Here is a 25,600-nt window from a genome sequence, read left to right on the forward strand (position 1 = left end):
ACCCTCATCCGTTTGCAGGAGTTATCCGCTGCCCTCACCCGCCTGCGAGGAGTCTGATATGCCTCCGATCCTCACCAGCCTGCTCGACACCGATGCCTACAAGCTGCACATGCAGCAGGCCGTCTTCCATCGCTATCCGGATGCCGAGGTGGTGGCCGAGTTCCACAGCCGCAACGACGAGGATCTGCTGCCTATGATGGGCCAGATCGAGGAGCAGCTGCGGCTCGCCGGCTCATTGCGGTTGACCAGACCCGAGCTCAACTTCCTGGCCGAGCGCCCCTTCTTCACCGCCGACTACCTGGATCACCTGCGCCGCAAGCCGCTGGACGCCTCATTATTGCGGGTGTTTGAGCAAGATGGCCGCATCAACGTCCGCGTGGAAGGCCCCTGGCAGGATGTGATCCTGTGGGAGATCCCGGTGCTCGCCATCATCAGCGAGATGCGCAATCGCTTCCGCTATCCCCAGTTCGGGGTGAGCCACGCCCTGACCCGGCTGGACCAGAAGATAGACAAACTGGAACAGACCCTGAGCCGGGAGGAGATGAGCGAGTTCAACCTCATCGACTTCGGTACCCGCCGCCGCTTCTCCCACGCGGTGCAGGATGCCGTAGTGGGCCGCCTCAAGGAGCGCCTGCCGGCGTTTCGTGGCACCAGCAACTACATGCTGGCCCAGAAGTACGGGCTGCCGGCGGTGGGCACCCAGGCCCACGAGTGGTTCCAGGCCCACCAGCAGCTCGGCTTCCCACTGGAGCACAGCCAGCGCGCGGCCCTCACCAGCTGGCTGGACGAGTTCACCAACCACCTCGGCATCGCCCTGACCGACTGCATCACCATGGATGCCTTCCTGCGGGACTTCGACTTCGAGCTGGCCAGCCGCTACCAGGGGCTGCGCCACGACTCCGGCGATCCCGTGGTGTGGGGGGAGAAGGCCATCAGCCACTATCAGCGGCTCGGCATCGATCCCACCGACAAGACCCTGGTGTTCTCCGACGGCCTCAACCTCGACAAGGCGGTGCAGCTGTTCCGCCACTTCCGTGGTCGCATCAATACCAGCTTCGGCATCGGCACCAAACTCACCTGCGATCTGCCCGGCGTCACCCCCATGAACATCGTGTTCAAGCTGATGGAGTGCAACGGCGGCCCGGTCGCCAAGATTTCCGACAGCCCCGGCAAGACCCTGTGCCGGGATGCGGACTTCATCCGCAACCTCAAGCAGGCCTTCCACGTCGGGGTCTGATCCCCAACAAACAAAAAGCCCGCCGGTTTGCACCGACGGGCTTTTTTCATGGGATCAGACGGGATCAGTCTTTCTTGGCCAGCAGGAATTTCACCAGCTGGTTGAACTGCTCCTGGGAAGTGATGGATTCAATCTTCACCATGTACTTGCCATTGACCAGGAAGGCCGGCACGCCGCGCACGTTGTAGCTCTCGGTGTTGCGATCGAACTGGGAAACCATGCCGGACACGGCGAAGCTGTCGACGGCACCGTCGAACTCTTCGGCCGGCACGCCGCTGTCCACGAAGATCTGCTTCAGATCGCCGCGGCTCTGCGGAACCTGCTTCTGGGTGTGGATCTTGTCGAAGATGACCGGGGTCAGCTTGCCTTCCACGTTCAGCAGGTTCGCAACGGCGTAGGCACGCTGGAACTCAGGACCCATCTCGCGACCCAGGAAGGCCACCGGGTTCTTCTTCATCGGCACGCCTTCCGGCAGGCTCTTCTTCAGATCCTCGGCGATCGGTTCGAACTTGGCGCAGTGCGGGCAGAGGTAGGAGAAGAACTCCAGCACTTCCGGTTGGGCACTGCCGGTCTGCTTGACCACGTCATAGTTGACGCCTTCCTTGAATTCCGGGGCGGCGTGAACCATGGGGATCATCAGCATGGTAGCGAGGAAAAATAGTACTTTTTTCATGACGTTTCCTGTTAAGGGATCACTGTGAGGCACGCCCGGCGAACCGAAGCAGTCCAAGCCTATTGTGTCCCTCCGCCAACGTCAATGACAAAGGCGGGCTGGCAGCGCAAGGCATTGGCTACGTCACAGCCCCGCCGTCAATGACAGAGGAGGACTGCCAGGTCTCCTCCCCCTCTCTCAGATAAGCAACTTGGGCAGGGTCGTCTCACCAGTCCGGCATCAGGCTCAGCGGCGGAGCCTTCAAGACCTCCAACTGATTATCCAGAGGGCTGGCGAACTGCAGCGCCCATGACCATTCACGCGTATCACCAATCCGGCATCAGGCTCAGCGGCGGAGCCTTCAAGGCCTCCAGCTGATCGTGCAGGGTGGCGATCTGCTGGTGCCAGTAGTGGTCGCTGTTGAACCAGGGGAAGTGGCGGGGGAAGGCCGGATCTTCCCAGCGTCGGGCCAGCCAGGCCATGTAGTGGACGATGCGCATGGCCCGCAGGGGCTCTATCAACGCCAGCTCCCGCGAGTCGAACTCCATGAACTCCTCGTAACCCGCCAGCAGGGTATCGAGCTGGATCAGTTGCTCGTTGCGATCGCCGCTGAGCAGCATCCACAAGTCCTGAATGGCGGGACCGGTGCGGCAGTCATCCAGATCCACGAACATGGGACCGTCGCGCCACAGTATGTTGCCGGGGTGGCAGTCCCCGTGCAGGGAGATCTGGGCCACGTCCAGGGTCATGGCGTCGCACACGTGGCGGATCAGCTCATCCAGCACCCCGAAGAACTGCTTGGCCAGTCCGCTCGGTACCCACTCCCCGGCCGCCAGCAGCTGACGCGGCTCGTGCAACATGCTCTCCACATCCAGCCTGACCCTGTGATGGAACGGCCGGCTGGCACCTATGCGGTGGATGCGGCCGAGGTAACGCCCCACCCACTCCAGCTGCTCCAGGTTGTCCACCTCGAACTGGCGACCGCCGACACTCTGCCAGATGGCGAAGGGGTAGCCCTGATGCTCCAGCAGGGTTTCGCCAGCGAAGCTCAGGGGCGCCGCTACCGGGATCTCGGACTCGTTGAGGCGAGCTGCGAAGCCGTGCTCCTCCAGGATCTGGGCCCGGCTCCAGCGGCCGGGACGATAGAATTTCACCACGTAGCGGCGGCGATCTTCGTCCTGAAACTGGTAGACCCGGTTCTCGTAACTATTGAGTTCGATGAGGCCGGAATCGATGCGCAGGCCGCTGAGATCGATAGCATCCATGATGAGATCGGGATTGAGGTCGGAATAGTTGAAACGCATGTCATCCACCATGAGAAAGGGGCGCTGTTGCGCCCCATTCTATCTCAACACTGCCCCAGATGGCGGCTAAAACTCACCCGCCATCTCGCGCACCAGCCGTCACAACCGGCTGATAAACTTGCTGGCCTGACGCAGAGAGCCCTTGCTGTCATCCGCGGCGGCCCCTTCCCGTTTGAGCACGAACTGGATATCCAGGGTCGGCTTCTTCAGGTTGAAGGGATCCACCGCCAGACTGACCGGCAGGGTGTAGATCTCGCCCGCCTTCAGGGTCACCTCCCGTGGGCCGAACCACTGGTATTCCGGCAAGCCTTCCACGTCCAGCTGGTAGCGCTGGGGCTGCAGGGTCTTGTTGAGGATCTTGAGGGTATAGGTGTTCTCGATGAGCCCCTCGCTGTTCTCCCGGAACAGCTGGTTGCGATCCCGCAGTATGTCGAGCCCCATGGGCATGATGGACATGGCGTTGTAAACGAAGACCCCCAGCATGATCACCATCACCAGGCCGTAGCCGAGCAGCTTGGGCCGCGCCACCTGAGTGGAGTTGTGGGCCAGCTTGTGTTCGGTGGTGTAGCTGATGAGCCCCTTCGGATAACCCATCCTGTCCATGGTCTGGTCGCAGGCATCGACGCAGGCGCCGCAGTTGATGCACTCGTATTGCAGGCCGTCACGGATATCGATGCCGGTCGGGCAGACCTGGACGCAGAGATCGCAGTCGATGCAGTCCCCCAGCCCCAGCGCCTTGGGATCCGCCTTGCGAGCACGGGGGCCGCGCGCCTCACCACGCTTGGCGTCATAGCCGACGATGTAGGTGTCCTTGTCGAACATGGCGGACTGGAAGCGGGCATAGGGGCACATGTGGATGCACATGATGGCGCGCATCCAACCGGCGTTGCCGTAGGTACAGGCGGCGAAGAACAGCGCCCAGAAGATGACCCAACCACTCGCCTGCAGGGTGAAGAAGTCCGGCACCAGCTGATACACGTCCTGGAAATAGGCCACGAAGGTGAGGCCGGTGCCCAGCGACAGCAGGATCCAGGCCAGGTGCTTGGCCCCCTTGCGGGCCAGCTTCTCGCCGCTCCAGGGGGCGGCATCCAGCTTGCGGCGCTTGTTGGCGGAGCCTTCCAGCTTCTCCTCAAACCAGATGAACATGAAGGTCCACACCGTCTGCGGGCAGAGGTAGCCACACCAGACCCGGCCGAGGAAAGTCGTCACGAAGAAGAGGGCGAAGGCGGCGATCATGAAGACCCAGGCGAGCAGGGTCAGATCCTGCGGCCAGATGGTGGCACCGAAGATGTGGAACTGCTGGTGCTCGAGATCGAACAGCACGGCCTGACGGCCGTCGTAGCGCAACCAGGGCAGGGCGACAAAGAGGGCGACGAAGAACCAGCCCATGGCCTTGCGCACCCGCTGCCAGTAGCCGGTCTGGGATCTCACATAGATGCGGTTGCCCGGATTGAACCTGTCATCGCTGGCTTTGAAGGTGTTGGGATTGAAGGTCCCGGTAACATCGCCGGTGACATCCTTGATATCGATCTTGTCCTGGTCGGCCATTGCAGCACATCGCTCCACTTATATTGTTATGAAGCAGATTATATCTTAAACAACCTGCTAATTGTGTGGGTTAAATGTATCTATAGTTCGAGTGCCGTCGCAATTTCGGGTAACAAAAAAGGCCCGTCGCCAGTTGACTACGGACCTTTTTAGAGATTCTTTTGAAAACCTGCCAGCTTCCCGTCGGGGCAAGCTTTACTTGATGCCGCGGGCCTTGAGCAGGGCTTCCTTGAAGTCGGGAACATGGTCCTTGGCAAGCCCGGGGATCAGCGCCTGCTTGTCCGCATCCCGCATCTTGAGGTGGTAGATCAGCATGTCATCGGTCAGCTCGGACAGGGCGCCCTCATAACCGGCTTCCGCCGCCAGCTTGGTGATGAACTGCACCAGGCTGAGGTCCTGTTCCTTGATCCAGGCGGGCTGCAACAGCTCCAGCAGCTCTTCGATACGATGGCATTGCATAGACGACCTCTCTCATCTGTCTTTTGAAACTCAGGCAACCTTACCCATCAAGGCTGCTTCGATACGATCCCGCCCATTATGCTTGGCCTGATAGAGGGCCGCATCCGCTTTTTGGATAAGCTCGGCGATGGAGAGACTCTGGTCAGGCACCAGAGTCGCCACTCCGAAGCTGCAACTGACCCGTCCCGAGACCCGGGATTGCTGATGCGGGATGCCCAGGGCGCGCAGGGCGGCGCGTACCTGCTCGGCGATCTGGACGGCCCCCTGCTGGCTGGTGCAGGGCAGCAGCAGGGCGAACTCCTCCCCACCGTAACGGGCGGCCAGATCGTCCTCCCGCCGCAACACTTCCGCCAGCAGGCCCGCCACCTCTTGCAGACACTGGTCCCCCAGCTGGTGACCATAGTGATCGTTGAACTGCTTGAAGTAATCCACATCCACCAGCACCAGCGACAGAGGCGCTCTGGCGCGCTGGCAGCGACGCCAGGCCCGTGCCAGAGAGTCGTCGAGGTGAGCGCGATTGGCGATGCCGGTCAGCCCGTCCAGGCGGGAGGTGAGCTTGAGGTGTTCGGAGACCGCCTTGAGCTCGGCCACCAGATCCGCATTGGAGAAGCGGTGATAGAGGGAGGCGACCTGATCTCGCCGCAGCCGGCGCAGCAGGGTCGGCAGAAACACGAACAGGTAACCCGCCAGCATGCAGGAGACGATCCGCTCCTGCTCGTTGCCACCGCTGAGTTCGAACAACATGGCAAACCCGAGCGGCAGCACGGCGCCATAGAGGGTGCGTCGGCTGCCGAACAGCATGATGGCGCTGCCGGTGAGGATCAGGCTGGCGAGCATCATCATGGCTGCCCTGTAGGTGTCGGGCAGCTTGTCCATGTAGAGCAACACCCCGAGCGCCCAGACGATGGAGGTGATGGTCACCCCGATAAACAGCTCGCGCTCCAGCACCGGCAAGGGGAGCTGTGCCAGTCTTGGCCGGCGCCAGCGCAGATGCCACCAGCGTCCCAGCAGCAGCAGGCAGACCAGTCCAAGCCAGCCCAGCGCCTCCCTGGCCGGCAGGTAATCGTGGAACAGCAGGCTCCAGCTGATCGCCATCAACCCCAGACAAGGCAGGCTGAAGGAGGCATGGGTGTAGAGCTGGACCATGATGGCCTGCCTCACCTGACGTGTCACACTCTGAGTCAACTGCGTACTCCCTGTACAATAGCCGACCAGTTTAGCACTCCCTCTTCCGGGCCAACAATCAATCGGCCGCTATTAAGCTGCCACTCAGCCGCACTCCAGATCGTCGAGCATTATGAGCACGCAGGGCTCTGGCTTAACCGCGCTCTAGTTCGTCGAGACTGAAGCACTATGGGCTGCTGGCTTAGCCGCGCTCCAGCTCGTCAAGGATGGGGCACTCCGGGCTCGCATCCCCGTGGCAGCAACCCACCACCTCCTCGAGGGAGGCCAGCATGGCCTGCAGGCCGGCGATGCGGGTACGCAGATCCACAATCTTCTCCTGGGCCAGCTTCTTCACCTGGGCGCTGGTCCTGTGCTCGTCCCGGTAGAGCGCCAGCAACTCCTGGCACTCCTCCAGATTGAAGCCGGTCTCCCGCGCCCGCTTGACGAAGCGCAGCTCTCGCAGAGCCCCGTCGCTGTAGCTGCGGTAGCCGTTGTCGCTGCGCACCGGCGCCGAGATGAGGCCGATGCTCTCGTAGTAGCGGATGGTCTTGGCGGTCAGTCCCGTCGCCTTGGCAACCTTGCTGATGTTCATCGATGACTCCTTAGATGTGCGGGTGAGCGCTGACACGGTTGCCCGCCTTGGGCCGCCAGCGTTTCAGTAACAGGGAATTGCTCAATACGGTGATGCTGCTGAGCGCCATGGCCGCCCCCGCCAGCTCGGGGCTGAGGTAGCCCAGTGCCGCCAGCGGAATGCCGACCACGTTGAACACGAAGGCCCAGAACAGGTTCTGCTGTATGGTGCGCCAGGTCGCCGCCGAGATGTCGATGGCATCCGCCACCAGCCGCGGGTCAGATCGCATGAGAGTGATGGAGGCGGTCTCCATCGCCACGTCGGAGCCGGAGCCCATGGCTATCCCCACGTCGGCCGCCGCCAGCGCCGGGGCATCGTTCACCCCGTCCCCCACCATGGCCACCAGGCCGTCAACTTGATTGCGCAGCGCCTCCACCTTCTCCACCTTGCCGGCTGGCAGCACGGAATCGAAAGCACCGTCCAGCCCCAGCTTGGCGGCGATATGGGCCACCGGCGCCGGTGCATCGCCGCTTACCAGCCAGCTGGCGATGCCGCGCTGACGCAGGGTCGCGATGGCCGCCGGACTCTCTGGCCTCAGGGTATCCGCCAATGCGGCTATGCCGACCGCCACCCCGTCGATGGCGACCCAGACCCGGGTCGCTCCATCGTTGCCAGACTCGGCATCCGGCTCGGCTTTTTCCGGCATGGGGATCCCGAGTGCAGCCAGCAGGGAGGGGTTGCCGATGGCAACAGAGTGACCCGCCACCTTGCCGAGGATACCGGCGCCGACACGCACCTCCACCTCATCCGGCTGGGGCAGGCTGGCGCCCTGCACGGCCTCCCGCATCGCCAGCGCCAGCGGGTGTTCGCTAGCCTGTTGCAGGGCGGCGGCCAGGCGCAGCTGCTCCTCGTTGCCGCTCCAGCTCGCCAGCACGGGCCGACCCTGAGTGAGAGTGCCTGTCTTGTCGAAGATCAGCGCCTTGATGCCGTGAGCCTTTTGCAGGGTATCCACGTCTTTGATCAGAATGCCGTGACGGGCCGCCACCCCGGTACCGGTGACGATGGCGGCTGGCGTCGCCAGCCCAAGGGCACAGGGACAGGCGATAACCAGCACAGCCACCGCCGCCAGCAGCGCCTGACCGAAGTCGTTGCTATAGGCGTACCAGGCCAGCAGGGTGAACAGGGCGATGGCCATCACCACGGGCACGAACACGGCGGAGACCCTGTCCACCAGCTGCTGCAGCGGGGCCTTGCCCATCTGGGCATTCTCCACCAGGGCGATGATCTTGCTGAGGCTGGAATCCTCCCCCACTGTGGTGGCTTCGATCTCCAGCACGCCGGATCTGTTGATGGCGCCCCCCAACACGTTGTCACCCGGGGTGCGCAGCACCGGCAGGCTCTCGCCGGTGAGGATCGACTCATCCAGCTCGCTCTCGCCGCTGGTGATCTTGCCATCCACCGGCACCCGCTCACCCACCAGCACCCGCAGCCTGTCGCCGCGCAGCACCTCGTCGACGGAGAGGCTCTGCCACTCTCCCCCGCGCCAGACGGTGGCGCTCTCCGGGCGCAGGGCCATCAGCTCGCGAATGGCGGACTGGGTACTGCGTCTGGCCCGCGCCTCCAGCAGTTTACCGAGTGAAATCAGGGTGATGATGATGGCGCTCGCCTCGAAATAGAGCTTGCCGCTGGCGGCCACGCCCAGGGTCAGCAACAGGTAGAGGCTGTAGAAGTAGGAGGCGCTGGTGCCGGTGGCGACCAGCACGTCCATGTTGGCGGAGCGGTTCTTGATGGCGAGCCAGGCGCCGCGATAGAAGCGGGCCCCGATCCAGAACTGTACCGGGGTGGCAAGCACCAGCTCCAGCCAGGCGGGCAGATGCCAGGGCAGAAGCCCCGCCATGGCCAGCATCCCCACCAGCAGCGGCAGGGTCAGCAGGGCAGAGATGCTGACCTGCACCAGCGCCTTGTGGGCGGCGGCAGACTCTTGCTCTTCCCGGGCCAGCAGTTGCTGGCGGCGGGCGCTGGCACTGCCTTGCGCCAGCTGGGCCCCGAAGCCGAGCCCTTCAATCTGCTCGCGTAACGAGGCCGGGGTCTGCACGCCGGGCACCTGGGTGATGCGGGCCTGCTCGAGGGAGAAGTTCACGTCCGCCGAGATGACCCCCGGCAGCGCGCTCAGCATCTTGTTCAGCCGAGCCGAACAACCGGCGCAGGTCATGCCAGTAATTTGAAACAACAGCGTCTCTTCGCCGTAGTCGTAACCCTGGGATTTGATGCTCTCGAGCACCGCCGGCAGCTGGGTATCCTGACTCAGCTCGATGGCCGCCTGCTCCAGCGCGAAGTTGACGGTGGCTTCGACCCCGTCGAGTTTGTTGAGGGCGGTGGTGATCCGGCTGGCGCAGTTGGCGCAGCTCATGCCGCTGATGGGAAGTTGAATGTGCATGGTCATGACAATGCTCCTCGGAGTTGACCAGCAAACATTAACCTTTACTGTAAGGGTAAGCTCAAGCCGCTGTCTTCACTTTTTGTGCAAATAAAATACGGCGCCTTTTGGCGCCGTATTTTGCTCTCGATCGGAGCGACGAACTCAGGCCGCAGGCCAAGTCGTCGTCAGATCCCGTACTGGGCGCGGTAGGCCTGCATGGCCGCCAGTTGCTCGGCCAGCTCTGGCCGCTCTGCCTGCTGCTCTTCCAGATAGGCGATGAGATCGGCCATCTGGATGATGGCGATGATGTGGGCACCGTAGTCGCGCTCCACCTCCTGGATGGCGGAGAGCTCGCCCTTGCCCTTCTCCTGGCGATCCAGGGCGATCAGCACCCCGGCCAGCGTTGCGCCGTTGGCCTGGATCAAGTCCATGGACTCGCGAATGGCGGTGCCGGCGGTGATGACGTCATCCACCAGCATGATGCGCCCCTTGAGCGGGCTGCCCACCAGGTTGCCGCCCTCGCCGTGATCCTTGGCTTCCTTGCGGTTGAAGCACCAGGGCACGTCCACATCGTGCTGCTCCACCAGCTGCACCGCGGTGGCGGAGGCGATGGGGATCCCCTTGTAGGCAGGCCCAAACAGCACGTCGAATGCTATGCCCGCATCCATCAGGGCGGCGGCATAGAAACGGCCGAGGCGGGCCAGATCGCGGCCGCTGTTGAACAGGCCGGCGTTGAAGAAGTAGGGGCTCTTGCGGCCGGATTTCAGGGTGAACTCACCGAATTTGAGGACCTGTTTCTCCAGGGCGAACTCGATAAATTGACGCTGGTAGGCTTTCATTCTGGCTCCTTGCTTGTCTCGTCTTGGTGTGGGGTAAAACAGGGGGGTATAAAAAACGCGGCCAATGCCGCGTTTTTAAAATCAGGAGAGCGACTGCTTCTGCAGCGCGATGATGTCGGCGATGCCGCCCTTGGCGAGCGCCAGCATGGCCAGCAGCTCCTCGTGGGTGAAGGGCTCGGCCTCGGCGGTGCCCTGCACCTCTATGATGCGACCGTCTTCGGTCATCACCACGTTCATGTCGGTCTCGGCGGCGGAGTCTTCGATGTACTCCAGATCGCAGATGGCTTCGCCCTGGAACATGCCGACGGAGACGGCGGCGATCATCTGCTTGAGCGGGCTCTGCTTGAGCATGCCTTTCTCGACCATCCAGTTCAGCGCGTCCACCAGGGCCACGCAGGCGCCGGTGATGGCGGCGGTGCGGGTGCCGCCGTCGGCCTGCAACACGTCACAGTCCACGGTGATGGAGTGCTCGCCCAGGGCGGTCAAGTCCACGGCGGCGCGCAGGGAGCGGGCGATCAGGCGGGAGATCTCCAGGGTACGGCCACTCTGCTTGCCGGCGGCGGCTTCACGGTTCATGCGGGAATGAGTGGAGCGCGGCAGCATGCCGTACTCGGCGGTGACCCAGCCCTGACCTTTGCCCTTGAGGAAGCGCGGCACGCTGGTGTCGACGCTGGCGGTGCAGAGTACGCGGGTGTTGCCGAACTCCACCAGCACAGATCCTTCCGCATGTTTGGTGAAGTGGCGGGTGATGGTAACCGGGCGCACTTGCGCGGCACTGCGATCGCTGGGACGTGGCATGGGATGGCTCTCTGGGCTGGCTGAATTGGCGCAGGAGTATAAGCCATCGTGGCCCAAATATCAGCCGCTAATACCAATACATCGGCTGACGCCCTGCCCCCTGCTGGGTATAATCCAGCCACACTTTATCAAGCCCGGAACAATCAATGATTCACAGCATGACCGCCTACGCCCGCAAGGAACTCAAGGGCGACTGGGGCACAGCCGTTTGGGAAATTCGTTCGGTCAACCAGCGCTATCTGGAAACCTACATCCGACTGCCGGAGCAGCTGCGCAGCCTGGAGCCGGTCCTGCGTGAGCGTTTCCGCGCCAAGCTGCAGCGCGGCAAGGTGGAGTGCAACCTGCGTTTCGAGGCCGCTCAGGCTGCCGCCAGCCAGCTGCACATCAATGAAGATCTGGCCAAGCTCATCATCGAGGGCGCCAACTGGGTGATGAAAGAAGCCGGTCAGGGTCAACTCAATCCGGTCGACGTGCTGCGCTGGCCCGGTGTCATGGCCGCCGCCGAGCAGGACATGGACGCGGTCGCCACCGAGCTGATGAGCGGTTTCGATCTGACCATGGAGGACTTCATCGCCTCCCGCGCCAGCGAAGGGGCTAACCTCAAGGACCTGATCCAGCAGCGTCTGGACGGCATCCAGGTGGAAGTGAAGAAGGTGCGCGTGCACCTGCCCCAGATCATCGAGTGGCAGCGCCAGAAGCTCACCGACCGCCTGGCCGAGGCCAAGGTGGAGCTGGATCCGGCCCGCATCGAGCAGGAAATCGTGCTGCTGGCCCAGAAGATCGACGTGGCCGAGGAGCTGGATCGCCTGGAGATGCACATCAGCGAGACCATCAAGATCATGAAGAAGGGGGGCGCCTGCGGCCGCCGTCTCGACTTCATGATGCAGGAGTTCAACCGCGAGTCGAACACGCTGGGCTCAAAGTCCATCAACGCCGAAGTGACCCAGTCCGCCGTCGAGCTGAAGGTCCTCATCGAGCAGATGCGCGAGCAGATCCAGAACATCGAGTGATCCCGCTTTGTTGCTGATCCTATTAAAAAAGCCCTTGGTAACAAGGGCTTTTTTGTTGGCATCGAATGGACGATAAGTTGGCCGCTATCTGGACTCAGCCACCGAGCAGGAAACCGGACTTTTCTTTTGCCGGTTGGGGCGCGGCCTTCAACGCCGTGGTCAGATCCTGCGCCTCCTCGCACTGGCCGCACAGCTTCTGCAGGATCTGCAGTTGTTCCTGGGCCTTCTGTCGCTCACCGTTTTGCAGGTAGGCCTCCCCCAGGTATTCGTGGGCGCCACGGTGTTTCGGGTCGATCTCCAGCGCCTTGTCGTAATAGGGGAAGGCCTCGGACAGACGGCCGGACTTGCGGGCCACGTAACCCGACCAGTTCCACACATCGGCCGAGTGGGATGCGCTGTGGCGCAGCTCCCGCAGTTCTGCTTCCGCCTGCGACCATTGCTGCGCCTTGACCAGTTGCTCGACGTGCTGCAACTTCTGCTGGGTCATGGACCAGCCACCGCCGCCGCTGCTTCCTCCCCCTCCACTACTGCCACCACCTCCGCCGCTGCTGCCCCCACCGCCCCCACCGCCACTGCTACCGCCGCCCCCCGCCGCCAGCGCCAGGCCGCTGCTGAGGCACAGGATAGCCACCAGCAATGTTCTCAGGATTTTCATGACTCACCTCCACAGGTTCGATCTCGGGATCCCAACTACTAGATTAGACCCCTCCCAGGCCCGAAGATGCGCGGCCGTACGGCTTGCCTGCCCGTGAGAAAGGCACGCCATCCCGCACTACCCGAGGAACAGGTTGCGAAGGCGCCATACGGGAAAACGGGATTGCAGGAGCGGCAGGAGAAGATGGGAGGGTAAAGCGGGCCGACAGGCTGCCGGCCCGGGGGTCAGTCGTTTTCCAGGCTGGCGAGGCAGTGGGACAGAGTGCGGGCCAGCGCGCCCTGATTGCGCAGCACCACGGCGCGGGCCTGCTCGCCCATCTCGCGGCGCTGATGCTCATCGGCAAGCAGCTCGCTCACCCGGGCCCCCAGCTCGGCAACATCCGCCACCACCAGGGCGCCCCCCTGAGCCACCAGCTGGCGGGTGATGTCGCTGAAATTGAAGAAGGCGGGGCCGGTCAGGCAGGGCTTGCCGAGCGCCGCCGGCTCCAGCAGGTTGTGGCCGCCGATGGGCACCAGACTGCCGCCGACGAAGGCCAGATCCGCCGCCGCCAACATCAGCGGCAGCTCCCCCATGGTGTCGCCAAGGTAAACCTTGTCGCTCGCCCCGATCACGCCGTGGTGAGCAGAGCGTCGCACGCAGCCATAGGGCACACACAGCTCGGCCACCCGCTCGAAGCGCTCGGGATGGCGCGGCACCAGCACCAGCAAGGCTTCGGGATGCGTCACCAGCACCCGATCGAAGGCGGCCAGCACCTGCTCGTCCTCCCCCTGATGGGTGCTGGCGGCGATCCAGACCGGTCTGGCCTCCCCCAGCTGCTGGCGCAGGGCGCGGCCCTTGGCCAACAGATCGTCGTCCAGCTGGATATCGAATTTGATGGAGCCGGTCACCGCCAGCCGCTCGCGGCCGATGCCGAGGCGATGGAAGCGATCCCCGTCGTCCTGGTGCTGGCACAGCAGGTGAGTGAGCGGTCGGCTCAAGGCGTCGAATGCCCCCTGGAAGCGGGCATAGCGCTGGCAGGAGCGCTCGGAGAGGCGGGCGTTGAGTATGGTCACCGGCAGGTGGCGCGCCTCGCAGGCCGCCAGCCAGTTTGGCCACAGCTCTGTCTCCATCACCCAGAGGGCGCGGGGCTTGAAGGTGTCGAGAAACCCTGCGACGGCCCAGGGATAGTCGAGGGGCGCGTAGCGATGCACCACCAGCTCGCCAAGCTTGGCGGCCTGCTCGGCGCCGGTGCGGGTGGTGGTAGTGAGCAGTATGGGCAAGTCCGGCCGCTCGGCCTTGAGGGCACGAATGAAGGGGCTGATGGCCAGCGTCTCGCCGACGCTGACCGCGTGGATCCAGAGTGGTGCCTCCTGCCCGCTCGGTGGCAGCCGGCCGAGGTGCTCGGCCCAGCGCGCTCCGAACCCCGGCTTACCCTTCTTCGGTCGATAGAGAGCAAGCAGCACCAGGGGCAAGCCGAGGTGGATCAGCAGGTTGTAGATCAACCGATAGATCATGCTATTTACTACCGGTATCAGTAGATGAATATTCCACCGGCTGTAGGGCTATGGTCAGATCCCCTGCCTCGCTGCGCTCCAGCCGCTTTCCCGCCGCGATGACCTGCTCCGGCATCAGCTCGATCAGGCACTTGAGGTGGCCGAACTTGCAGGTGCGCTTGAAGCAGGGGCGACACTCGATATCGGTGTGCACTATCTCGACCCTGTCCGCCAGCGGCGGCGTGTAGAGCGGCGAGGTGGAGCCATAGACCCCGATCAGCGGCCGGTTGAGGGCGGCGGCGACGTGCATCAGGCCAGAGTCGTTGGCGATGACCCGGCCCGCCAGCGCCATCAGATCGATCGCCTCGTGCAGACTGGTCTTGCCCGCCAGCACGTGACAGTTGGGGCGCGACAGCGGATTGATCCGATCGCGGATGGTGTTGGCTACCTCCACGTCCTTGCCGGAGCCGAAGATCCACACCTGCCAGCCCTCATCCAGGAGCTTCTGCGCCACCACGGCGTAGTGGCCTTCCGGCCAGCGCTTGGCCGGGCCGAACTCGGCTCCGGGGCAGAGCACCAGCACGGGGCGGCCACGATCCAGCCCGAGTCGCGCCAGCGCCTTCTCCTGATTGATGAGATCCACGTGCAGTGAGGGGTGGGGAATGGACGGGATATCGGCCCGACTCTTCATCTGCGCCTTGGGATAGGCCAGCGCCAGATAGGCTTCCACCATCAGCGGGAAGGCCTGCTTGTTGCTGCGCAGATCGTTGAGCAGACCGAAGCGGTGCTCCCCCTTCCAGCCGGTCCGCACCGGGATCCCGGCGAACCAGGGGATCAGCGCCGACTTCATGGAGTTCGGCTGGATGATGGCCTGATCGTATTGCTCGGCGGCCAGCTGTTTGCCGAGCCGGCGGCGGGCCCCCAGCTTGAAGTCGCCGTGGCCGAGCGGCATGGGGATGGCTTTGTCCACCTCGGGCATCCGCTCCAGCAGCGCCACGCACCAGGCCGGGGCCATCACGTGCAGCGCACAATCGGGGTGATTGGCCTTGATCGCCTTGTAGAGGCTCTGGGACATCACCATGTCGCCGACCCAGGAGGGGCCGATCACCAATATCTTCATCTCACGCATCTCTTGGGCCAAGCCCAGCGGTTAATCGTTACTGGCCGAGATTATGCCCCAAGAGTAGCCGGATAAATAACAGAAGATCCGTCATCCGGGCTTGTACAGGCCCCGAGGGCGCGGCCCGGCGCGGGATCCTGCCAGCAGCGGGGGCCATCAGATAAGCATCGGAAGCGTCCCGCTCACCGGCCAAGGTGATGCTCCGCTTCCCTTTTGAATCTTTCCCGGGATCCCTGATCCGACCGCTATTTTAGGCTAGAATGGGCGCCAATTTGACCGTGGCCCGCCAGCCGGGCGCCAACAAGAGCCCTGAACCCGTGAAAAAACCGACTCTGGCGGCTGTCCTGATCGTCAAGAATGAAGCCGACAACCTGCGCGCCTGCCTCGCCTCCCTCGGCGATCTGGTGGACGAGATCGTCATCCTCGACTCTGGCAGCCAGGACGATACCCCGAGCATTGCCGCCGAATTCGGCGCCCGCTTCTTCGTCAACAAGGAGTGGCCGGGCTTTGGCCGCCAGCGCCGCCTCGCCCAGTCCCACGTCCAGTCGGAGTGGGTGTTGTGGCTGGATGCGGACGAGCGGCTCACCCCCGAGCTGAAAGCGGCCATCGCCGCCACCATGGCCAGCCCGGCCCCCGACACCATCTATTCGATCCCGCGCCTCTCCTGGGTGTTCGGTCGCTTCATCCGCCACAGCGGCTGGTATCCGGACCGGGTGCTGCGGCTCTATCCCAAGGCGCTGACCAGTTACAACGAGGTGCTGGTGCACGAGAAGGTGGAGGTGCGCGCCAACATGAAGATCGTCAACCTGCACGGTGACCTGCTGCACTTCACCTACCGGGATCTGGAGCACTATCTGGTGAAGTCCGCCGGTTATGCCAGGGCCTGGGCCGATCAGCGTACCGCACGCGGCAAGAAGGGCTCCCTCGGTCAGGGACTGGTGCACGCGCTCGGCTGCTTCCTGAAGATGTACCTGCTCAAGGCGGGCTTCCTCGACGGCAAGCAGGGACTGCTGCTCGCCATCCTCTCCGCCCACTCCACCTTCGTGAAGTACGCCGACCTCTGGATCCGCCAGCAGCCCCAGGCGCCGAAATAACGGTGCAAGGCACGGCCGCGACCCGCGGCTTCGGATAATGAAACAGGGCCCGCGAGGGCCCTGTTTGCATTTGTCAGCGCTGTCCCTGCCAGAACGGAGGAGCCCAGCGGGCGATCGCCGCCGCCATGGTCTTGGGATCGAGCTGGCTCATGTCCTCCGGGTGATCGCTGTCCTCCGGCGGGCTGAACGCCAGGTGGCGACCCTCGCTGTTGAGGGGACGCCAGCGCAGCGGGGTGGCGGAGCGGTGGGCCGGGAAGAAGCCGACGGTGGGCACATCCAGCGCCGCCGCTATGTGCAGCGGCCCGGTGCTGCCCGCCACGAACAGAGCGGCGTTGGCCATCACCTGGCAGAACTTCGGCAGCCCCTCGTCGGAGCGATAGATCCAGCCGTTGCCGCCGTGCGCCAGCAATTCCGCGGCTAGCTGCTCGGCCTTGCTCTCTTCCCCCGGCCCCGCCGTCAACAGGCACTGCAACTCGGGGCAGGCCTGGTTGAGCTTGATGATGAGGCGGGCGTACTGCGGGATCGAGAGGTTGTTGGCCGAGCCGCCGCTGCCGGCGTGCACCATCAGCCAGGGGCGACTGGCATCCAGCTTGAGCTTGGAGGCCAGCTGCTCGCGCACCTGCTGCAGGCTCTGGGGATCGAAGCTGAGGTAGGGGGTCTGGGGCTCCACCGCGCTCAGCTGCTGATCGGCGAGGAAGCGGCGCACTAGATCCAAGTTGTACTCGTACTCCGGCTTCTGGGAGCGGGAGCGACGCTGGATCAGGCGCTGGTTGTAGAGCACCTGGGCCAACTTGGTGGCGGGGGCCAACCGGTAGGGGATGTGTGCCTTCCACACCAGCATGGCGTTGCGGGAGTTGGAGAACAGACAGATGGCGGCATCGAAGGTAGCGGCCTTGATGCGGGCCTGCAAGGCACGTTGCTGCTCCTTGTCGGCCCGGGCGCCCGGATCCAGGATGATGTCGTCAATCCAGGGGCAGAGACGGGCCAGGGGTGCCGTGTAGGCAGGCACCAGGGCAGTCACATGACAATCCATGGAGCCCTTGAGCATGGCGAAGCTCGGCCAGGCCAGCATGAAGTCACCAATCTTGTCATTGCGAACTACCAGAATGCGTTTCATAAGAAATCCCTTTGCTTCCTGTCACCAATGCAGGAAGGCTTGATGCGCGGTGCCGGTATTCTTGCCTGATGCACTGCTATTCTCAAGCGACGACCTTATAATGCGACCAAAATTTCCGGTTGCAGGAATCAGCAGCATGACCAACAAGGTAATTTATCCAGGCACCTTCGATCCCATCACCAATGGCCACACCGACCTGATTGGCCGGGCTGCCAGGCTGTTTGACGAGGTGGTGGTCGGGGTGGCCAACAGCCCGAGCAAGCGGCCGCTGTTCGATCTGGCAGAACGTGTCCTGCTTGCCCAGCAAGTGACCGCCCACCTGCCCAACGTCAGGGTGGTCGGCTTCTCCGGCCTGCTGGTGAGTTTTGCCAAGGAGCAGGGGGCCAACGTGCTGATCCGTGGCCTGCGCGCCGTCTCCGACTTCGAATACGAGTTCCAGCTCGCCAACATGAATCGCCGGTTGATGCCGGAGCTGGAGAGCGTGTTCCTCACTCCGGCGGAGGAAAACTCCTTCATTTCCTCGACCCTGGTGAAAGAAGTCGCCCTGCACGGTGGCGACATCCACCAGTTTGTCGATCCCATCGTCGCCCGGGCCATTGCCGCCAAGCAGGGCAAGTAACGAGAAGGGTCGCCCGCAGGCGACCCTTCTGTTTTCTGCCGCCGCCAACCGGGAGGCCATTACTCCGGCCTCAGCGCCCGTTGGCACGCCAGGGTCAGCTCGTCGAGCCACTCGTAGCGGCGCCGATACATGGCGCGCTTCTTGGAGGCAACCTCCTCCAGCGGCTTGCGCACCGCCGGCTGCAGCCGCACGAAGTTGGCATCCAGCGGAACGGCGCCAAACTCCTGCCACAGCTCGTCATAATCCGCCTGCAGACAGGCTTTCTTCTTCCGGCTGTAACGCCTGGCCTGGAAGATATGCGCCCTCATCCGCACCGCGGAGACACGACTGGCCCCCATCGCCTCGGCCAGCGCCAGCACCAGCATCACTACCAGCGACTTGGGCCTCAGCCCGTGACCGGCCTTGGTCAACGCCCGCACCTGCTCCTGTGGCTGCACGACACAGGGTTCAGGCCCCTGCACCGAGCCGATCACCAGCGCCAGCTCACGCTCGCTGCCCGCCAGAGAGAAGGCACAGCTGTAGAGCCGTTCTCCCCGCTCGTTGACGATGGAAAGGGCCAGCTCGGCCTCCCGGCGGAAGGTGCCGTCGTGGCGCAGCAGGATGCGGCAATCGCTCTGGGGATAGCGGCCCAGCTCGATGCCCTGCCCCAGATAGAGGGGCTCGATGAGAGTCGGGTAACGGGCCAGCAGCAGGCGGTAGTGCGCCTCCACCATCTCGGTGCGCTGGTTCACGGTGGAGCAAGCGAAGCGATAGGGTCGCATCGGCTTGTCGAGCAACTCGGGATAGTGGGCAGGCAGAGCCCTGAGCGGCTCCGCCTGGAACAGCGCAAACACCCGGCTCAGTTGCGGCCGATAGAGCAGGCTGCGCAGCACGAACTTGCCGCGGTTGAAGGTCTTGCGGCTGCTGCCATCGGGGTAGAGGTAGCGCGCCATTTTTTGGGCACAATAGTGCCCCTGCCGGGACAAATTATCCCAGTCTATTGATTTTGCTGTCATTTTCTTATCTCGCTGCGTGCGTGAGCGAGATAGTAGTAATGGACGTGCGGGGCTTCAACAGACTGGCAATACTCGCTTACAACTTCAGCTCCTTTCCCCCCAAATGGTGACCATCAGCGCTGACAGTGGGAGCAGAATACAGTGGTGCGCTGCCCGAGCCGCACCTCGCTGAGCAGGGTGTGGCAGTGGAAGCAGGGCTGGCCGCCACGGCCATAAACCTGCAACTGCTGCACGAAATACCCCGGCTTGCCGTCGGCGCTGGTGAAATCCTTGAGGGTGGTGCCCCCCTGACGAATGGCTTCGGTCAATACCCGTTTGATCTCGGCCACCAGGGTTGCCAGCCGCTCGGCGCTGATGTTGCCCGCCGCCCGCTTGGGGTGAATACCGGCGGCATAGAGCGCCTCGTTGGCGTAGATGTTGCCCACCCCGACCACCACATGGTTGTCCATCAGGAAGGTCTTGATCGGGGTGCTGCGCCCCTTGGCCCGCCCTTGCAGGTAGCTGGCACTGAAGACGTCGGTGAGCGGCTCTGGGCCGAGCTTGGCCAGCAGCGCATGGGCCTCGGCCGGTTCACGGGTCCACAGCAGGGCGCCGAAGCGACGGGGGTCGTTGAGCCGCAGCAGCTTGCCGTTGGCGAGCTCGATGTCCACGTGATCGTGCTTCTCGGCCGGGGTGCCGATGTCCAGCACCCGCAGGCTGCCGGACATGCCCAGATGCAGGATGGCGGTGCCAAAATCGGTCTCCAGCAGCAGGTACTTGGCCCGGCGGCTGACCCGATGGATGGTGAGATCCACCAGCTCCTGGATCTCGCCGGGCACCGGCCAGCGCAGGCGGCCGTCGCGCACCACCACCCGGGTGACCTTGATGCCGGTGAGCCAGGGAGAGATGCCCTGGCGGCTGACTTCGACTTCCGGTAATTCAGGCATAAGTGACTCTCGCGCTAACAGGGTGGATCAGGGGGTCGGCCGCAGCAGGCCGCGGTACTGCTGCTGGCTCAGTTCGAGCCAGGTCGAGGGGGGCAACAGGGCGGCAAACTTGCCGCTGTCCTGATAGAGCCCCACCTCGATGGGATCGCTCTGGCCGGCCACCCATATCTTGAGGGTGACTGGGGTGCCGCGCAGAGCCTCAGCGGGCGGCAACAACCAGCCTTGCCACGCCTCGATGTGGGCCGCCAGCTGGGCGCTATCCAGCCCCAGATCCGGGCCACTGCGCCAGCCCTGGCCGATGCGTTCGATCTGCCAGCTCGGCCCCTGCCAGGTCAGCACCACGGTGGACTCCGGCAACAGGGAACGCGGCCGCTGAGCGTTGTTGTCCTGCTGCGCCTGCTCCAGCCGGTGCAGCAGGGTGATCACGATCAGCACGGCGACGATAATCAGGTTGTTCCAGCCTTTACGGCTCAATTTGAACATGACGACTCTCCCCTCGAACCGGCAGTGTACTGAATTGCGGCCATAAAAAAACCCGGCACCAGGCCGGGTTTTTGAGACAAATTCAAGTGGTTACTTGATTTTGCCTTCTTTGTAGATCACATGCTGACGAATCACGGGATCAAATTTCTTGATCTCCATTTTTTCGGGCATGGTGCGCTTGTTCTTGGTAGTGGTATAGAAGTGACCAGTACCGGCGCTGGAGTTCAGGCGAATCTTATCGCGAATACCTTTAGCCATGATCTAATTCCTTATACCTTAACGCCGCTGGCACGCAGTTCAGCCAGAACCACTTCAACGCCGCGCTTGTCGATGATACGCATGCCTTTTGCGGATACGCGCAGGCTCACGAAGCGTTTTTCACTCTCAACCCAAAAACGGTGAGTGTGCAGGTTCGGCAGGAAACGACGCTTGGTAGCGTTGTTAGCGTGCGAACGGTTGTTACCAACTGCCGGGCGCTTGCCGGTTACTTGGCATACTCTAGACATGTCAGTCTCTCCAAATCTTACTTCATTGCTCGAGCAAATATCTGCCCCGCTGGCCTTCGATTGCGGGGCAAACAGAAGGCGGCATTTTATACAGCATCCGTGATCAAAGATCAACTAATACAGTGCCAGAGCCCAGTTCATAGCCAACCACGCTCAGCAAAAGAAACCGTGATGCCGTCACCGATCACCAAGTGATCCAGCACTCTGATATCGACCAAGGCCAGGGCGGCCAGGATCCGATCCGTGATCTGGCGGTCGGCCCGACTGGGCTCGGCTACGCCGGACGGGTGATTATGCGCCAGAATCACGGCGGCTGCATTATGTTTGAGCGCGATCTGCACGATTTCCCTGGGCCAGACGCTCGCCGCATCCAGCGTACCGTAGAAAAGTTCAACGAATTGAATGACTCTATGCTGATTATCCAGCAACAACAGGGCGAACACCTCTCGTGGCCTGTCCCGCAACTGGGCCTGCAGGTAGTCCCGGGTCAGCTGGGGCGAGGTCAGCGCATCTCCCCGCTGCAGCTGCTCGGCCAGATGACGTTTGCTCATCTCCAGCACCGCCTGAAGCTGGGCATATTTGGCTGGCCCCAGCCCATGAGCGGCACAAAAGGCCGGTTGTTCGGCACCGAGCAGGGCCCGCAGCGAACCAAATTGCAGCAACAGCTGGCGGGAAAGATCCACCGCACTCAGCCCGTTGACCCCGGTACGCAGGAAGATCGCCAGCAATTCGGCGTCGGACAACACCCCAGCACCGTGACGCAGCAGCTTCTCCCTTGGGCGTTCATCCTGTGGCCACTCCTTGATGCTCATTTGTCTCTCCCGCCAGCCTGTTGAGAGAAAACATAGCAAAAAAACGCGGGAGCCCGACCACAAGTCCCCCATGTCAGCCTCTGTCGTCATCCACAGCCTGTGGTATCTTAGCCGACCAGTCAGAGTGAGTCGGAAGAGAGACAGCAGATGAGATTGGCCGATAAACGCATCCTGTTGGGTGTCAGTGGTGGCATCGCCGCCTACAAGAGTGCCGAGCTGGTACGCCGCCTGAAGGATCAGGGGGCCGAGGTGCGGGTGGTGATGACCCGCTCCGCCAAGGAGTTCATCACCCCGCTGACCCTGCAGGCCGTCTCCGGCCACCCGGTCGCCGACAGCCTGCTGGATCCCGCCGCCGAAGCCGGCATGGGCCACATCGAGCTGGCCAAGTGGGCCGATCTGGTGCTGATCGCCCCCGCCAGCGCCAACCTGATGGCGCGCATGGCCGCCGGCATGGCGGACGAGTTGCTGACCACCCTCTGCCTGGCAACCCCGGCACCCGTCGCCTTGGCACCGGCCATGAACCAGCAGATGTATCGCAACGCCGCCACCCAGGCCAACCTCGATACCCTGGTCAGCCGCGGCATCCTGCTGTGGGGGCCGGACTCCGGCAGCCAGGCCTGCGGTGACGTGGGCCCCGGCCGCATGCTGGACCCCCTCGAGCTGGTGGAGCGCTGCTGCCAGCAGCTCGCCAGCGAACCCCTGCTGGCCGGGGTCAGGCTGCTGCTCACCGCCGGGCCGACCCGCGAGGCGCTGGATCCGGTGCGCTACATCAGCAACCACAGCTCCGGCAAGATGGGCTACGCCATCGCCCGCGCCGCCCGTGAGGCGGGTGCCGAGGTGACGCTGGTGAGCGGCCCGGTCGCCCTGGCCACGCCGCAAGGGGTGGCACGGGTCGATGTAGAGAGCGCCGAGCAGATGCACCAAGCGGTAATGAGCCGGGTCGGCGACTGCGATCTCTTCATCGGCTGCGCCGCCGTGGCGGACTATAGACCCGACCAGGTCGCCAGCCAGAAGATCAAGAAGACCGGGAGCAACGACCAGATGGTGCTGACCCTGGTCAAGAACCCGGACATCATCGCCGCCGTGGGGGCACTGCCGGACAAGCCCTTCACCGTCGGATTTGCCGCCGAAACCACGGATGTGGAACAATACGCCCTCGATAAATTGGGGCGTAAGCGGCTGGACATGATCGCCGCCAACGACGTGTCCCGCGCGGGCCAGGGCTTCAACGCCGATGACAACGCCCTGACCGTGTTCTGGCACGGGGGTCAAGCCCCCCTGCCCCTGGCCGATAAGCTGACGCTGGCTCGTCATCTCATCGCCTTGATTGCGCGTCACTATCGACCCTGAGACCGCGATCCCGACAGACAACCGATTCAGCGGGAGCTGACAGCACTGCCTGTACCAGCTTCCACAGCAGAATTCACTGAGCCATTCGATCGTCACAGTGCGATCTCATTGAAAAGCGATTCATGAACACACAAATTGAACTGAAAGTCCTGGATGCCCGCATCGGTACCGAATTCCCGCTGCCTGCCTACGCCACCCCGGGTTCCGCCGGCATGGATCTGCGCGCCCTGCTGGATGCCCCACTGATCCTGGCACCGGGTGACACCACCCTGGTGCCAACCGGTCTGGCCATCCATATCCAGGATCCGGGCCTGTGCGCCACCATATTGCCGCGCTCCGGCCTCGGTCATAAGCACGGCATCGTGCTGGGCAACCTGGTCGGCCTCATCGATTCCGACTACCAGGGCCAGCTGATGGTCTCGGTCTGGAACCGTGGCAACGACAGCTTCACCATGCAACCCGGTGAGCGCATCGCCCAGCTGGTGATCCTGCCGGTAGTACAGGCCAGCTTCCAGCTGGTCGACGAATTCAATCAGAGTGAACGGGGTGAAGGCGGGTTTGGTTCTTCTGGTCGCCAATAACAAGACCACACCGTCCCCTCGGGTCGGTGGCTAATAACAGAATCAAGCCATTGTTTTTTTAGGGGAATCCATGGCAAGCAGTAACCAGAAACAGAGTCGGCGCGATCAGATCCTGCAGGCACTCGCCCATATGCTGGAGATCGGTCCGGGCCAGCGTATCACCACGGCTCGCCTGGCGGCCGAGGTGGGCGTCTCCGAGGCCGCCCTCTATCGACACTTTCCGAGCAAGGCGCGGATGTTCGAGGGGCTGATCGACTTTATCGAGGATTCCCTGCTGTCACGGGTCAACCTGATCATGGCCGAGGAGAAGGACACCATGGCCCGCTGCCACCACATACTGCAGCTGCTGCTGGTGTTCGCCGAGCGCAATCCCGGCATCACCCGCATCCTCAACGGCGATGCCCTGCTGGGGGAACACGACCGGCTGCGGGATCGTATCAGCACCCTGTTCGACAAGCTGGAGACCCAGCTCAAACAGGCGCTGCGGGAGAAGCGGTTGCGGGAAGGCCAGGGCTTCCAGCTCGACGAGACCATGCTGGCCAACCTGTTGCTGGCCTATGCCGAGGGCAGGATCAGCCAGTTTGTTCGCTCCGAGTTCAAGATCAAGCCCACCGCCGGTTTCGAAGACCAGTGGCAGTTTATGCGCAGCCAGTTGCTGCAAAGCTGATTCAGAGGGCGGATCGACCAATGCATCCGCTCCGAATGCAAGCTCAAGCCCATCATCGGATGCGAGGAACGGCGGCAGTTTATGCGCAGCCAGTTGCTGCAGAGCTGATACCGCAAAGCTGAGTCATACTGGAATGTGCAAAGTGGGAGGCCTTGGCCTCCCTTGTTTTTTGTGGCAGCTTTCTATAGTGGAAAATAAGCACCAGATGCGACCCAAGCTGTCGCATTTGGGTGTTAGATTCATGCGCCATAAACCTTTAGAACAACAGGACATCCTATGGAACCCGAGATCATCACAGAAGCGCAGACCTGGCTGGTCAACAACCAGGGACTGCTGATCGAATATGCCGTCAACATCGCGGCCGCCCTGCTCACCCTGCTGGTCGGTTACATCGCCGCCAACCTCCTCAGCGGTGGCGTGGTCAAGGTGATGCAGACCCGCAAGCTGGACACCACGGTCACCCACTTCGTCGGCAGCATCCTCAAGTACACCATTCTGGTGTTCGTGGTGATCGCCGCTCTGGGCCGGGTCGGGGTGCAGACCGCCTCCTTCGTCGCCATCATAGGTGCCGCCGGTCTGGCCATCGGTCTGGCGCTGCAGGGTTCGCTCTCCAACTTCGCCGCTGGCTTCCTGCTGATCATCTTCCGCCCCATCAAGTCCGGTGAATTTATCGAGGTCGCGGGCACCGCGGGCGTGGTGCAATCCGTCCAGCTGTTCACCACCACCCTCACCTCCGGTGACAACAAGATGGTGGTGGTACCGAACTCCGCCATCCTCAACGGCACCATAGTCAACTACTCGCGCATGGATACCCGCCGGGTCGACATGACCTTCGGCATCGGTTATGGCTCCGATCTGCGCAAGGCCAAGCAGATCCTGGAGCGACTGGTGAGCGAAGAGCCCCGCATCCTGAAAGACCCTGAGGTCACCATCGCCGTCGCCGCCCTGGCCGACTCCTCGGTCAACATAGTGGTACGCCCCTGGGTCAAGACCGCCGATTACTGGGGTGTCTGGTTCGACTTCCACGAGAAGGTGAAGCTGGCCTTCGATGCCGAAGGCGTCGAGATCCCCTTCCCGCAGATGGTCATGCACATGCAAAAGACCCAGGCCTGATTTCAGAGCCCATGACCACAATGCCAGCCCTCGCGCTGGCATTGTCATTTCTGGAGGGCAGTCAGCCAGCGGCCGCACGAGCGCGACGG

The 25,600-nt window shown here is 63.0% G+C and carries 27 protein-coding genes; 8 read left to right on the plus strand and 19 right to left on the minus strand.

From position 1 onward, the window contains the following. Window positions 1–58 precede the first annotated feature (58 nt). A complete protein-coding gene (gene pncB, locus BN1124_RS19440) occupies window positions 59–1,237 on the plus strand; it encodes a nicotinate phosphoribosyltransferase (protein ID WP_042644644.1) in 1,179 nt (392 codons plus the stop codon). A gap of 64 nt (window positions 1,238–1,301) precedes the next feature. Here pncB and BN1124_RS19445 read toward each other — a convergent pair whose 3' ends face one another. The 9 genes from BN1124_RS19445 to rph all read right to left on the minus strand — a co-directional run bounded on the left by BN1124_RS19445 (window position 1,302) and on the right by rph (window position 10,991). After that, a complete protein-coding gene (locus tag BN1124_RS19445; RefSeq protein WP_042644645.1) occupies window positions 1,302–1,910 on the minus strand; it encodes a thiol:disulfide interchange protein DsbA/DsbL in 609 nt (202 codons plus the stop codon). Between the two features lie 305 nt (window positions 1,911–2,215). Then, complete coding sequence (locus tag BN1124_RS19450; protein WP_042644646.1) at window positions 2,216–3,205, minus strand: serine/threonine protein kinase; 990 nt, start codon at window positions 3,203–3,205, stop codon at window positions 2,216–2,218. An 87-nt stretch (window positions 3,206–3,292) separates the two neighbouring features. Next, entirely contained in the window at window positions 3,293–4,741 is a 1,449-nt protein-coding gene (gene ccoG / locus BN1124_RS19455; protein ID WP_042644649.1) for a cytochrome c oxidase accessory protein CcoG, read from the minus strand. A gap of 195 nt (window positions 4,742–4,936) precedes the next feature. Continuing rightward, window positions 4,937–5,200, minus strand: a complete 264-nt coding sequence (locus tag BN1124_RS19460) for a YihD family protein (RefSeq protein ID WP_033129044.1) — start codon at window positions 5,198–5,200, stop codon at window positions 4,937–4,939. A 30-nt stretch (window positions 5,201–5,230) separates the two neighbouring features. Continuing rightward, the gene (locus BN1124_RS19465; RefSeq protein ID WP_042644651.1) at window positions 5,231–6,385 is read right to left on the minus strand and encodes a GGDEF domain-containing protein; all 1,155 of its coding nucleotides are present in this window, start codon (window positions 6,383–6,385) and stop codon (window positions 5,231–5,233) included. 181 nt (window positions 6,386–6,566) lie between these two features. Then, window positions 6,567–6,956 carry a Cu(I)-responsive transcriptional regulator gene (gene cueR / locus BN1124_RS19470; RefSeq protein WP_042644653.1) on the minus strand — a complete coding sequence of 130 codons (390 nt, stop codon included), beginning with the start codon at window positions 6,954–6,956 and terminating at the stop codon, window positions 6,567–6,569. 10 nt (window positions 6,957–6,966) lie between these two features. Continuing rightward, window positions 6,967–9,378 (minus strand): heavy metal translocating P-type ATPase, encoded by a 2,412-nt coding sequence (locus BN1124_RS19475; protein WP_042644655.1) that lies wholly within the window; start codon window positions 9,376–9,378, stop codon window positions 6,967–6,969. A 161-nt stretch (window positions 9,379–9,539) separates the two neighbouring features. Continuing rightward, a complete protein-coding gene (gene pyrE / locus BN1124_RS19480) occupies window positions 9,540–10,193 on the minus strand; it encodes an orotate phosphoribosyltransferase (RefSeq protein ID WP_042644657.1) in 654 nt (217 codons plus the stop codon). 81 nt (window positions 10,194–10,274) lie between these two features. Further along, window positions 10,275–10,991 (minus strand): ribonuclease PH, encoded by a 717-nt coding sequence (rph, locus tag BN1124_RS19485; protein ID WP_042644659.1) that lies wholly within the window; start codon window positions 10,989–10,991, stop codon window positions 10,275–10,277. A gap of 146 nt (window positions 10,992–11,137) precedes the next feature. Here rph and BN1124_RS19490 point away from each other — a divergent pair, with 146 nt between their 5' ends. Continuing rightward, window positions 11,138–12,001 (plus strand): YicC/YloC family endoribonuclease, encoded by an 864-nt coding sequence (locus BN1124_RS19490; RefSeq protein WP_042644661.1) that lies wholly within the window; start codon window positions 11,138–11,140, stop codon window positions 11,999–12,001. Window positions 12,002–12,095: 94 nt separating this feature from the next. On the opposite strand, the gene BN1124_RS19495 is transcribed toward BN1124_RS19490, so the two are convergent. From BN1124_RS19495 to waaF, 3 genes are all read right to left on the minus strand, one after another. Further along, window positions 12,096–12,656, minus strand: coding sequence for a tetratricopeptide repeat protein (locus BN1124_RS19495; protein WP_197066238.1), 561 nt, complete (start codon window positions 12,654–12,656; stop codon window positions 12,096–12,098). Between the two features lie 224 nt (window positions 12,657–12,880). Next, a complete protein-coding gene (gene waaA, locus BN1124_RS19500) occupies window positions 12,881–14,149 on the minus strand; it encodes a lipid IV(A) 3-deoxy-D-manno-octulosonic acid transferase (protein ID WP_042644663.1) in 1,269 nt (422 codons plus the stop codon). Window position 14,150: 1 nt separating this feature from the next. Continuing rightward, entirely contained in the window at window positions 14,151–15,248 is a 1,098-nt protein-coding gene (waaF, locus tag BN1124_RS19505; protein ID WP_042644665.1) for a lipopolysaccharide heptosyltransferase II, read from the minus strand. Window positions 15,249–15,565: 317 nt separating this feature from the next. Between waaF and BN1124_RS19510 the strand changes: the two genes are divergently transcribed. Continuing rightward, entirely contained in the window at window positions 15,566–16,342 is a 777-nt protein-coding gene (locus tag BN1124_RS19510) for a glycosyltransferase family 2 protein (RefSeq protein WP_042644709.1), read from the plus strand. Window positions 16,343–16,415: 73 nt separating this feature from the next. Here BN1124_RS19510 and BN1124_RS19515 read toward each other — a convergent pair whose 3' ends face one another. Continuing rightward, window positions 16,416–17,459, minus strand: a complete 1,044-nt coding sequence (locus BN1124_RS19515; protein ID WP_042644667.1) for a glycosyltransferase family 9 protein — start codon at window positions 17,457–17,459, stop codon at window positions 16,416–16,418. Window positions 17,460–17,595: 136 nt separating this feature from the next. Here BN1124_RS19515 and coaD point away from each other — a divergent pair, with 136 nt between their 5' ends. Further along, window positions 17,596–18,078 (plus strand): pantetheine-phosphate adenylyltransferase, encoded by a 483-nt coding sequence (gene coaD, locus BN1124_RS19520; protein ID WP_042644669.1) that lies wholly within the window; start codon window positions 17,596–17,598, stop codon window positions 18,076–18,078. A gap of 59 nt (window positions 18,079–18,137) precedes the next feature. Here the strand turns inward: coaD and BN1124_RS19525 are convergent, their stop codons facing one another. The 6 genes from BN1124_RS19525 to radC all read right to left on the minus strand — a co-directional run bounded on the left by BN1124_RS19525 (window position 18,138) and on the right by radC (window position 21,800). Beyond that, window positions 18,138–19,010 (minus strand): VirK/YbjX family protein, encoded by an 873-nt coding sequence (locus BN1124_RS19525; protein ID WP_042644671.1) that lies wholly within the window; start codon window positions 19,008–19,010, stop codon window positions 18,138–18,140. Window positions 19,011–19,186: 176 nt separating this feature from the next. Further along, entirely contained in the window at window positions 19,187–19,999 is an 813-nt protein-coding gene (mutM, locus tag BN1124_RS19530) for a bifunctional DNA-formamidopyrimidine glycosylase/DNA-(apurinic or apyrimidinic site) lyase (RefSeq protein WP_042644673.1), read from the minus strand. Between the two features lie 27 nt (window positions 20,000–20,026). Next, window positions 20,027–20,482: a hypothetical protein gene (locus BN1124_RS19535; RefSeq protein ID WP_042644675.1), complete on the minus strand. Its 456-nt coding sequence runs from the start codon at window positions 20,480–20,482 to the stop codon at window positions 20,027–20,029. 90 nt (window positions 20,483–20,572) lie between these two features. Continuing rightward, on the minus strand, window positions 20,573–20,740 hold the full coding sequence (gene rpmG / locus BN1124_RS19540; protein WP_005323752.1) for a 50S ribosomal protein L33: 168 nt from the start codon (window positions 20,738–20,740) through the stop codon (window positions 20,573–20,575). An 11-nt stretch (window positions 20,741–20,751) separates the two neighbouring features. Beyond that, a complete protein-coding gene (gene rpmB, locus BN1124_RS21050) occupies window positions 20,752–20,988 on the minus strand; it encodes a 50S ribosomal protein L28 (RefSeq protein WP_005307492.1) in 237 nt (78 codons plus the stop codon). Between the two features lie 137 nt (window positions 20,989–21,125). Further along, entirely contained in the window at window positions 21,126–21,800 is a 675-nt protein-coding gene (gene radC / locus BN1124_RS19545) for a RadC family protein (protein ID WP_033132073.1), read from the minus strand. 147 nt (window positions 21,801–21,947) lie between these two features. Between radC and coaBC the strand changes: the two genes are divergently transcribed. The 4 genes from coaBC to BN1124_RS19565 all read left to right on the plus strand — a co-directional run bounded on the left by coaBC (window position 21,948) and on the right by BN1124_RS19565 (window position 25,511). Beyond that, window positions 21,948–23,150, plus strand: coding sequence for a bifunctional phosphopantothenoylcysteine decarboxylase/phosphopantothenate--cysteine ligase CoaBC (gene coaBC, locus BN1124_RS19550; protein ID WP_042644678.1), 1,203 nt, complete (start codon window positions 21,948–21,950; stop codon window positions 23,148–23,150). A 122-nt stretch (window positions 23,151–23,272) separates the two neighbouring features. After that, window positions 23,273–23,731, plus strand: a complete 459-nt coding sequence (gene dut / locus BN1124_RS19555; protein WP_042644680.1) for a dUTP diphosphatase — start codon at window positions 23,273–23,275, stop codon at window positions 23,729–23,731. Window positions 23,732–23,801: 70 nt separating this feature from the next. Beyond that, window positions 23,802–24,398 (plus strand): nucleoid occlusion factor SlmA, encoded by a 597-nt coding sequence (gene slmA, locus BN1124_RS19560; protein WP_042644682.1) that lies wholly within the window; start codon window positions 23,802–23,804, stop codon window positions 24,396–24,398. A 276-nt stretch (window positions 24,399–24,674) separates the two neighbouring features. Continuing rightward, window positions 24,675–25,511 carry a mechanosensitive ion channel domain-containing protein gene (locus BN1124_RS19565; protein WP_042644684.1) on the plus strand — a complete coding sequence of 279 codons (837 nt, stop codon included), beginning with the start codon at window positions 24,675–24,677 and terminating at the stop codon, window positions 25,509–25,511. Window positions 25,512–25,600: the final 89 nt, after the last annotated feature.

The sequence above is a fragment of the Aeromonas eucrenophila genome (assembly GCF_000819865.1).
Lineage (GTDB): Bacteria > Pseudomonadota > Gammaproteobacteria > Enterobacterales > Aeromonadaceae > Aeromonas > Aeromonas eucrenophila.

Coding starts and splice junctions, on each gene's coding strand:
- pncB (WP_042644644.1), top strand. CDS start 59: ATGCCTCCGATCCTCACCAGCCTGCTCGACACCGATGCCTACAAGCTG.
- BN1124_RS19445 (WP_042644645.1), bottom strand. CDS start 1,910: ATGAAAAAAGTACTATTTTTCCTCGCTACCATGCTGATGATCCCCATG.
- BN1124_RS19450 (WP_042644646.1), bottom strand. CDS start 3,205: ATGGTGGATGACATGCGTTTCAACTATTCCGACCTCAATCCCGATCTC.
- ccoG (WP_042644649.1), bottom strand. CDS start 4,741: ATGGCCGACCAGGACAAGATCGATATCAAGGATGTCACCGGCGATGTT.
- BN1124_RS19460 (WP_033129044.1), bottom strand. CDS start 5,200: ATGCAATGCCATCGTATCGAAGAGCTGCTGGAGCTGTTGCAGCCCGCC.
- cueR (WP_042644653.1), bottom strand. CDS start 6,956: ATGAACATCAGCAAGGTTGCCAAGGCGACGGGACTGACCGCCAAGACC.
- BN1124_RS19475 (WP_042644655.1), bottom strand. CDS start 9,378: ATGACCATGCACATTCAACTTCCCATCAGCGGCATGAGCTGCGCCAAC.
- pyrE (WP_042644657.1), bottom strand. CDS start 10,193: ATGAAAGCCTACCAGCGTCAATTTATCGAGTTCGCCCTGGAGAAACAG.
- rph (WP_042644659.1), bottom strand. CDS start 10,991: ATGCCACGTCCCAGCGATCGCAGTGCCGCGCAAGTGCGCCCGGTTACC.
- BN1124_RS19490 (WP_042644661.1), top strand. CDS start 11,138: ATGATTCACAGCATGACCGCCTACGCCCGCAAGGAACTCAAGGGCGAC.
- BN1124_RS19495 (WP_197066238.1), bottom strand. CDS start 12,656: ATGAAAATCCTGAGAACATTGCTGGTGGCTATCCTGTGCCTCAGCAGC.
- waaA (WP_042644663.1), bottom strand. CDS start 14,149: ATGATCTATCGGTTGATCTACAACCTGCTGATCCACCTCGGCTTGCCC.
- waaF (WP_042644665.1), bottom strand. CDS start 15,248: ATGAAGATATTGGTGATCGGCCCCTCCTGGGTCGGCGACATGGTGATG.
- BN1124_RS19515 (WP_042644667.1), bottom strand. CDS start 17,459: ATGAAACGCATTCTGGTAGTTCGCAATGACAAGATTGGTGACTTCATG.
- coaD (WP_042644669.1), top strand. CDS start 17,596: ATGACCAACAAGGTAATTTATCCAGGCACCTTCGATCCCATCACCAAT.
- BN1124_RS19525 (WP_042644671.1), bottom strand. CDS start 19,010: ATGGCGCGCTACCTCTACCCCGATGGCAGCAGCCGCAAGACCTTCAAC.
- mutM (WP_042644673.1), bottom strand. CDS start 19,999: ATGCCTGAATTACCGGAAGTCGAAGTCAGCCGCCAGGGCATCTCTCCC.
- BN1124_RS19535 (WP_042644675.1), bottom strand. CDS start 20,482: ATGTTCAAATTGAGCCGTAAAGGCTGGAACAACCTGATTATCGTCGCC.
- rpmG (WP_005323752.1), bottom strand. CDS start 20,740: ATGGCTAAAGGTATTCGCGATAAGATTCGCCTGAACTCCAGCGCCGGT.
- rpmB (WP_005307492.1), bottom strand. CDS start 20,988: ATGTCTAGAGTATGCCAAGTAACCGGCAAGCGCCCGGCAGTTGGTAAC.
- radC (WP_033132073.1), bottom strand. CDS start 21,800: ATGAGCATCAAGGAGTGGCCACAGGATGAACGCCCAAGGGAGAAGCTG.
- coaBC (WP_042644678.1), top strand. CDS start 21,948: ATGAGATTGGCCGATAAACGCATCCTGTTGGGTGTCAGTGGTGGCATC.
- dut (WP_042644680.1), top strand. CDS start 23,273: ATGAACACACAAATTGAACTGAAAGTCCTGGATGCCCGCATCGGTACC.
- slmA (WP_042644682.1), top strand. CDS start 23,802: ATGGCAAGCAGTAACCAGAAACAGAGTCGGCGCGATCAGATCCTGCAG.
- BN1124_RS19565 (WP_042644684.1), top strand. CDS start 24,675: ATGGAACCCGAGATCATCACAGAAGCGCAGACCTGGCTGGTCAACAAC.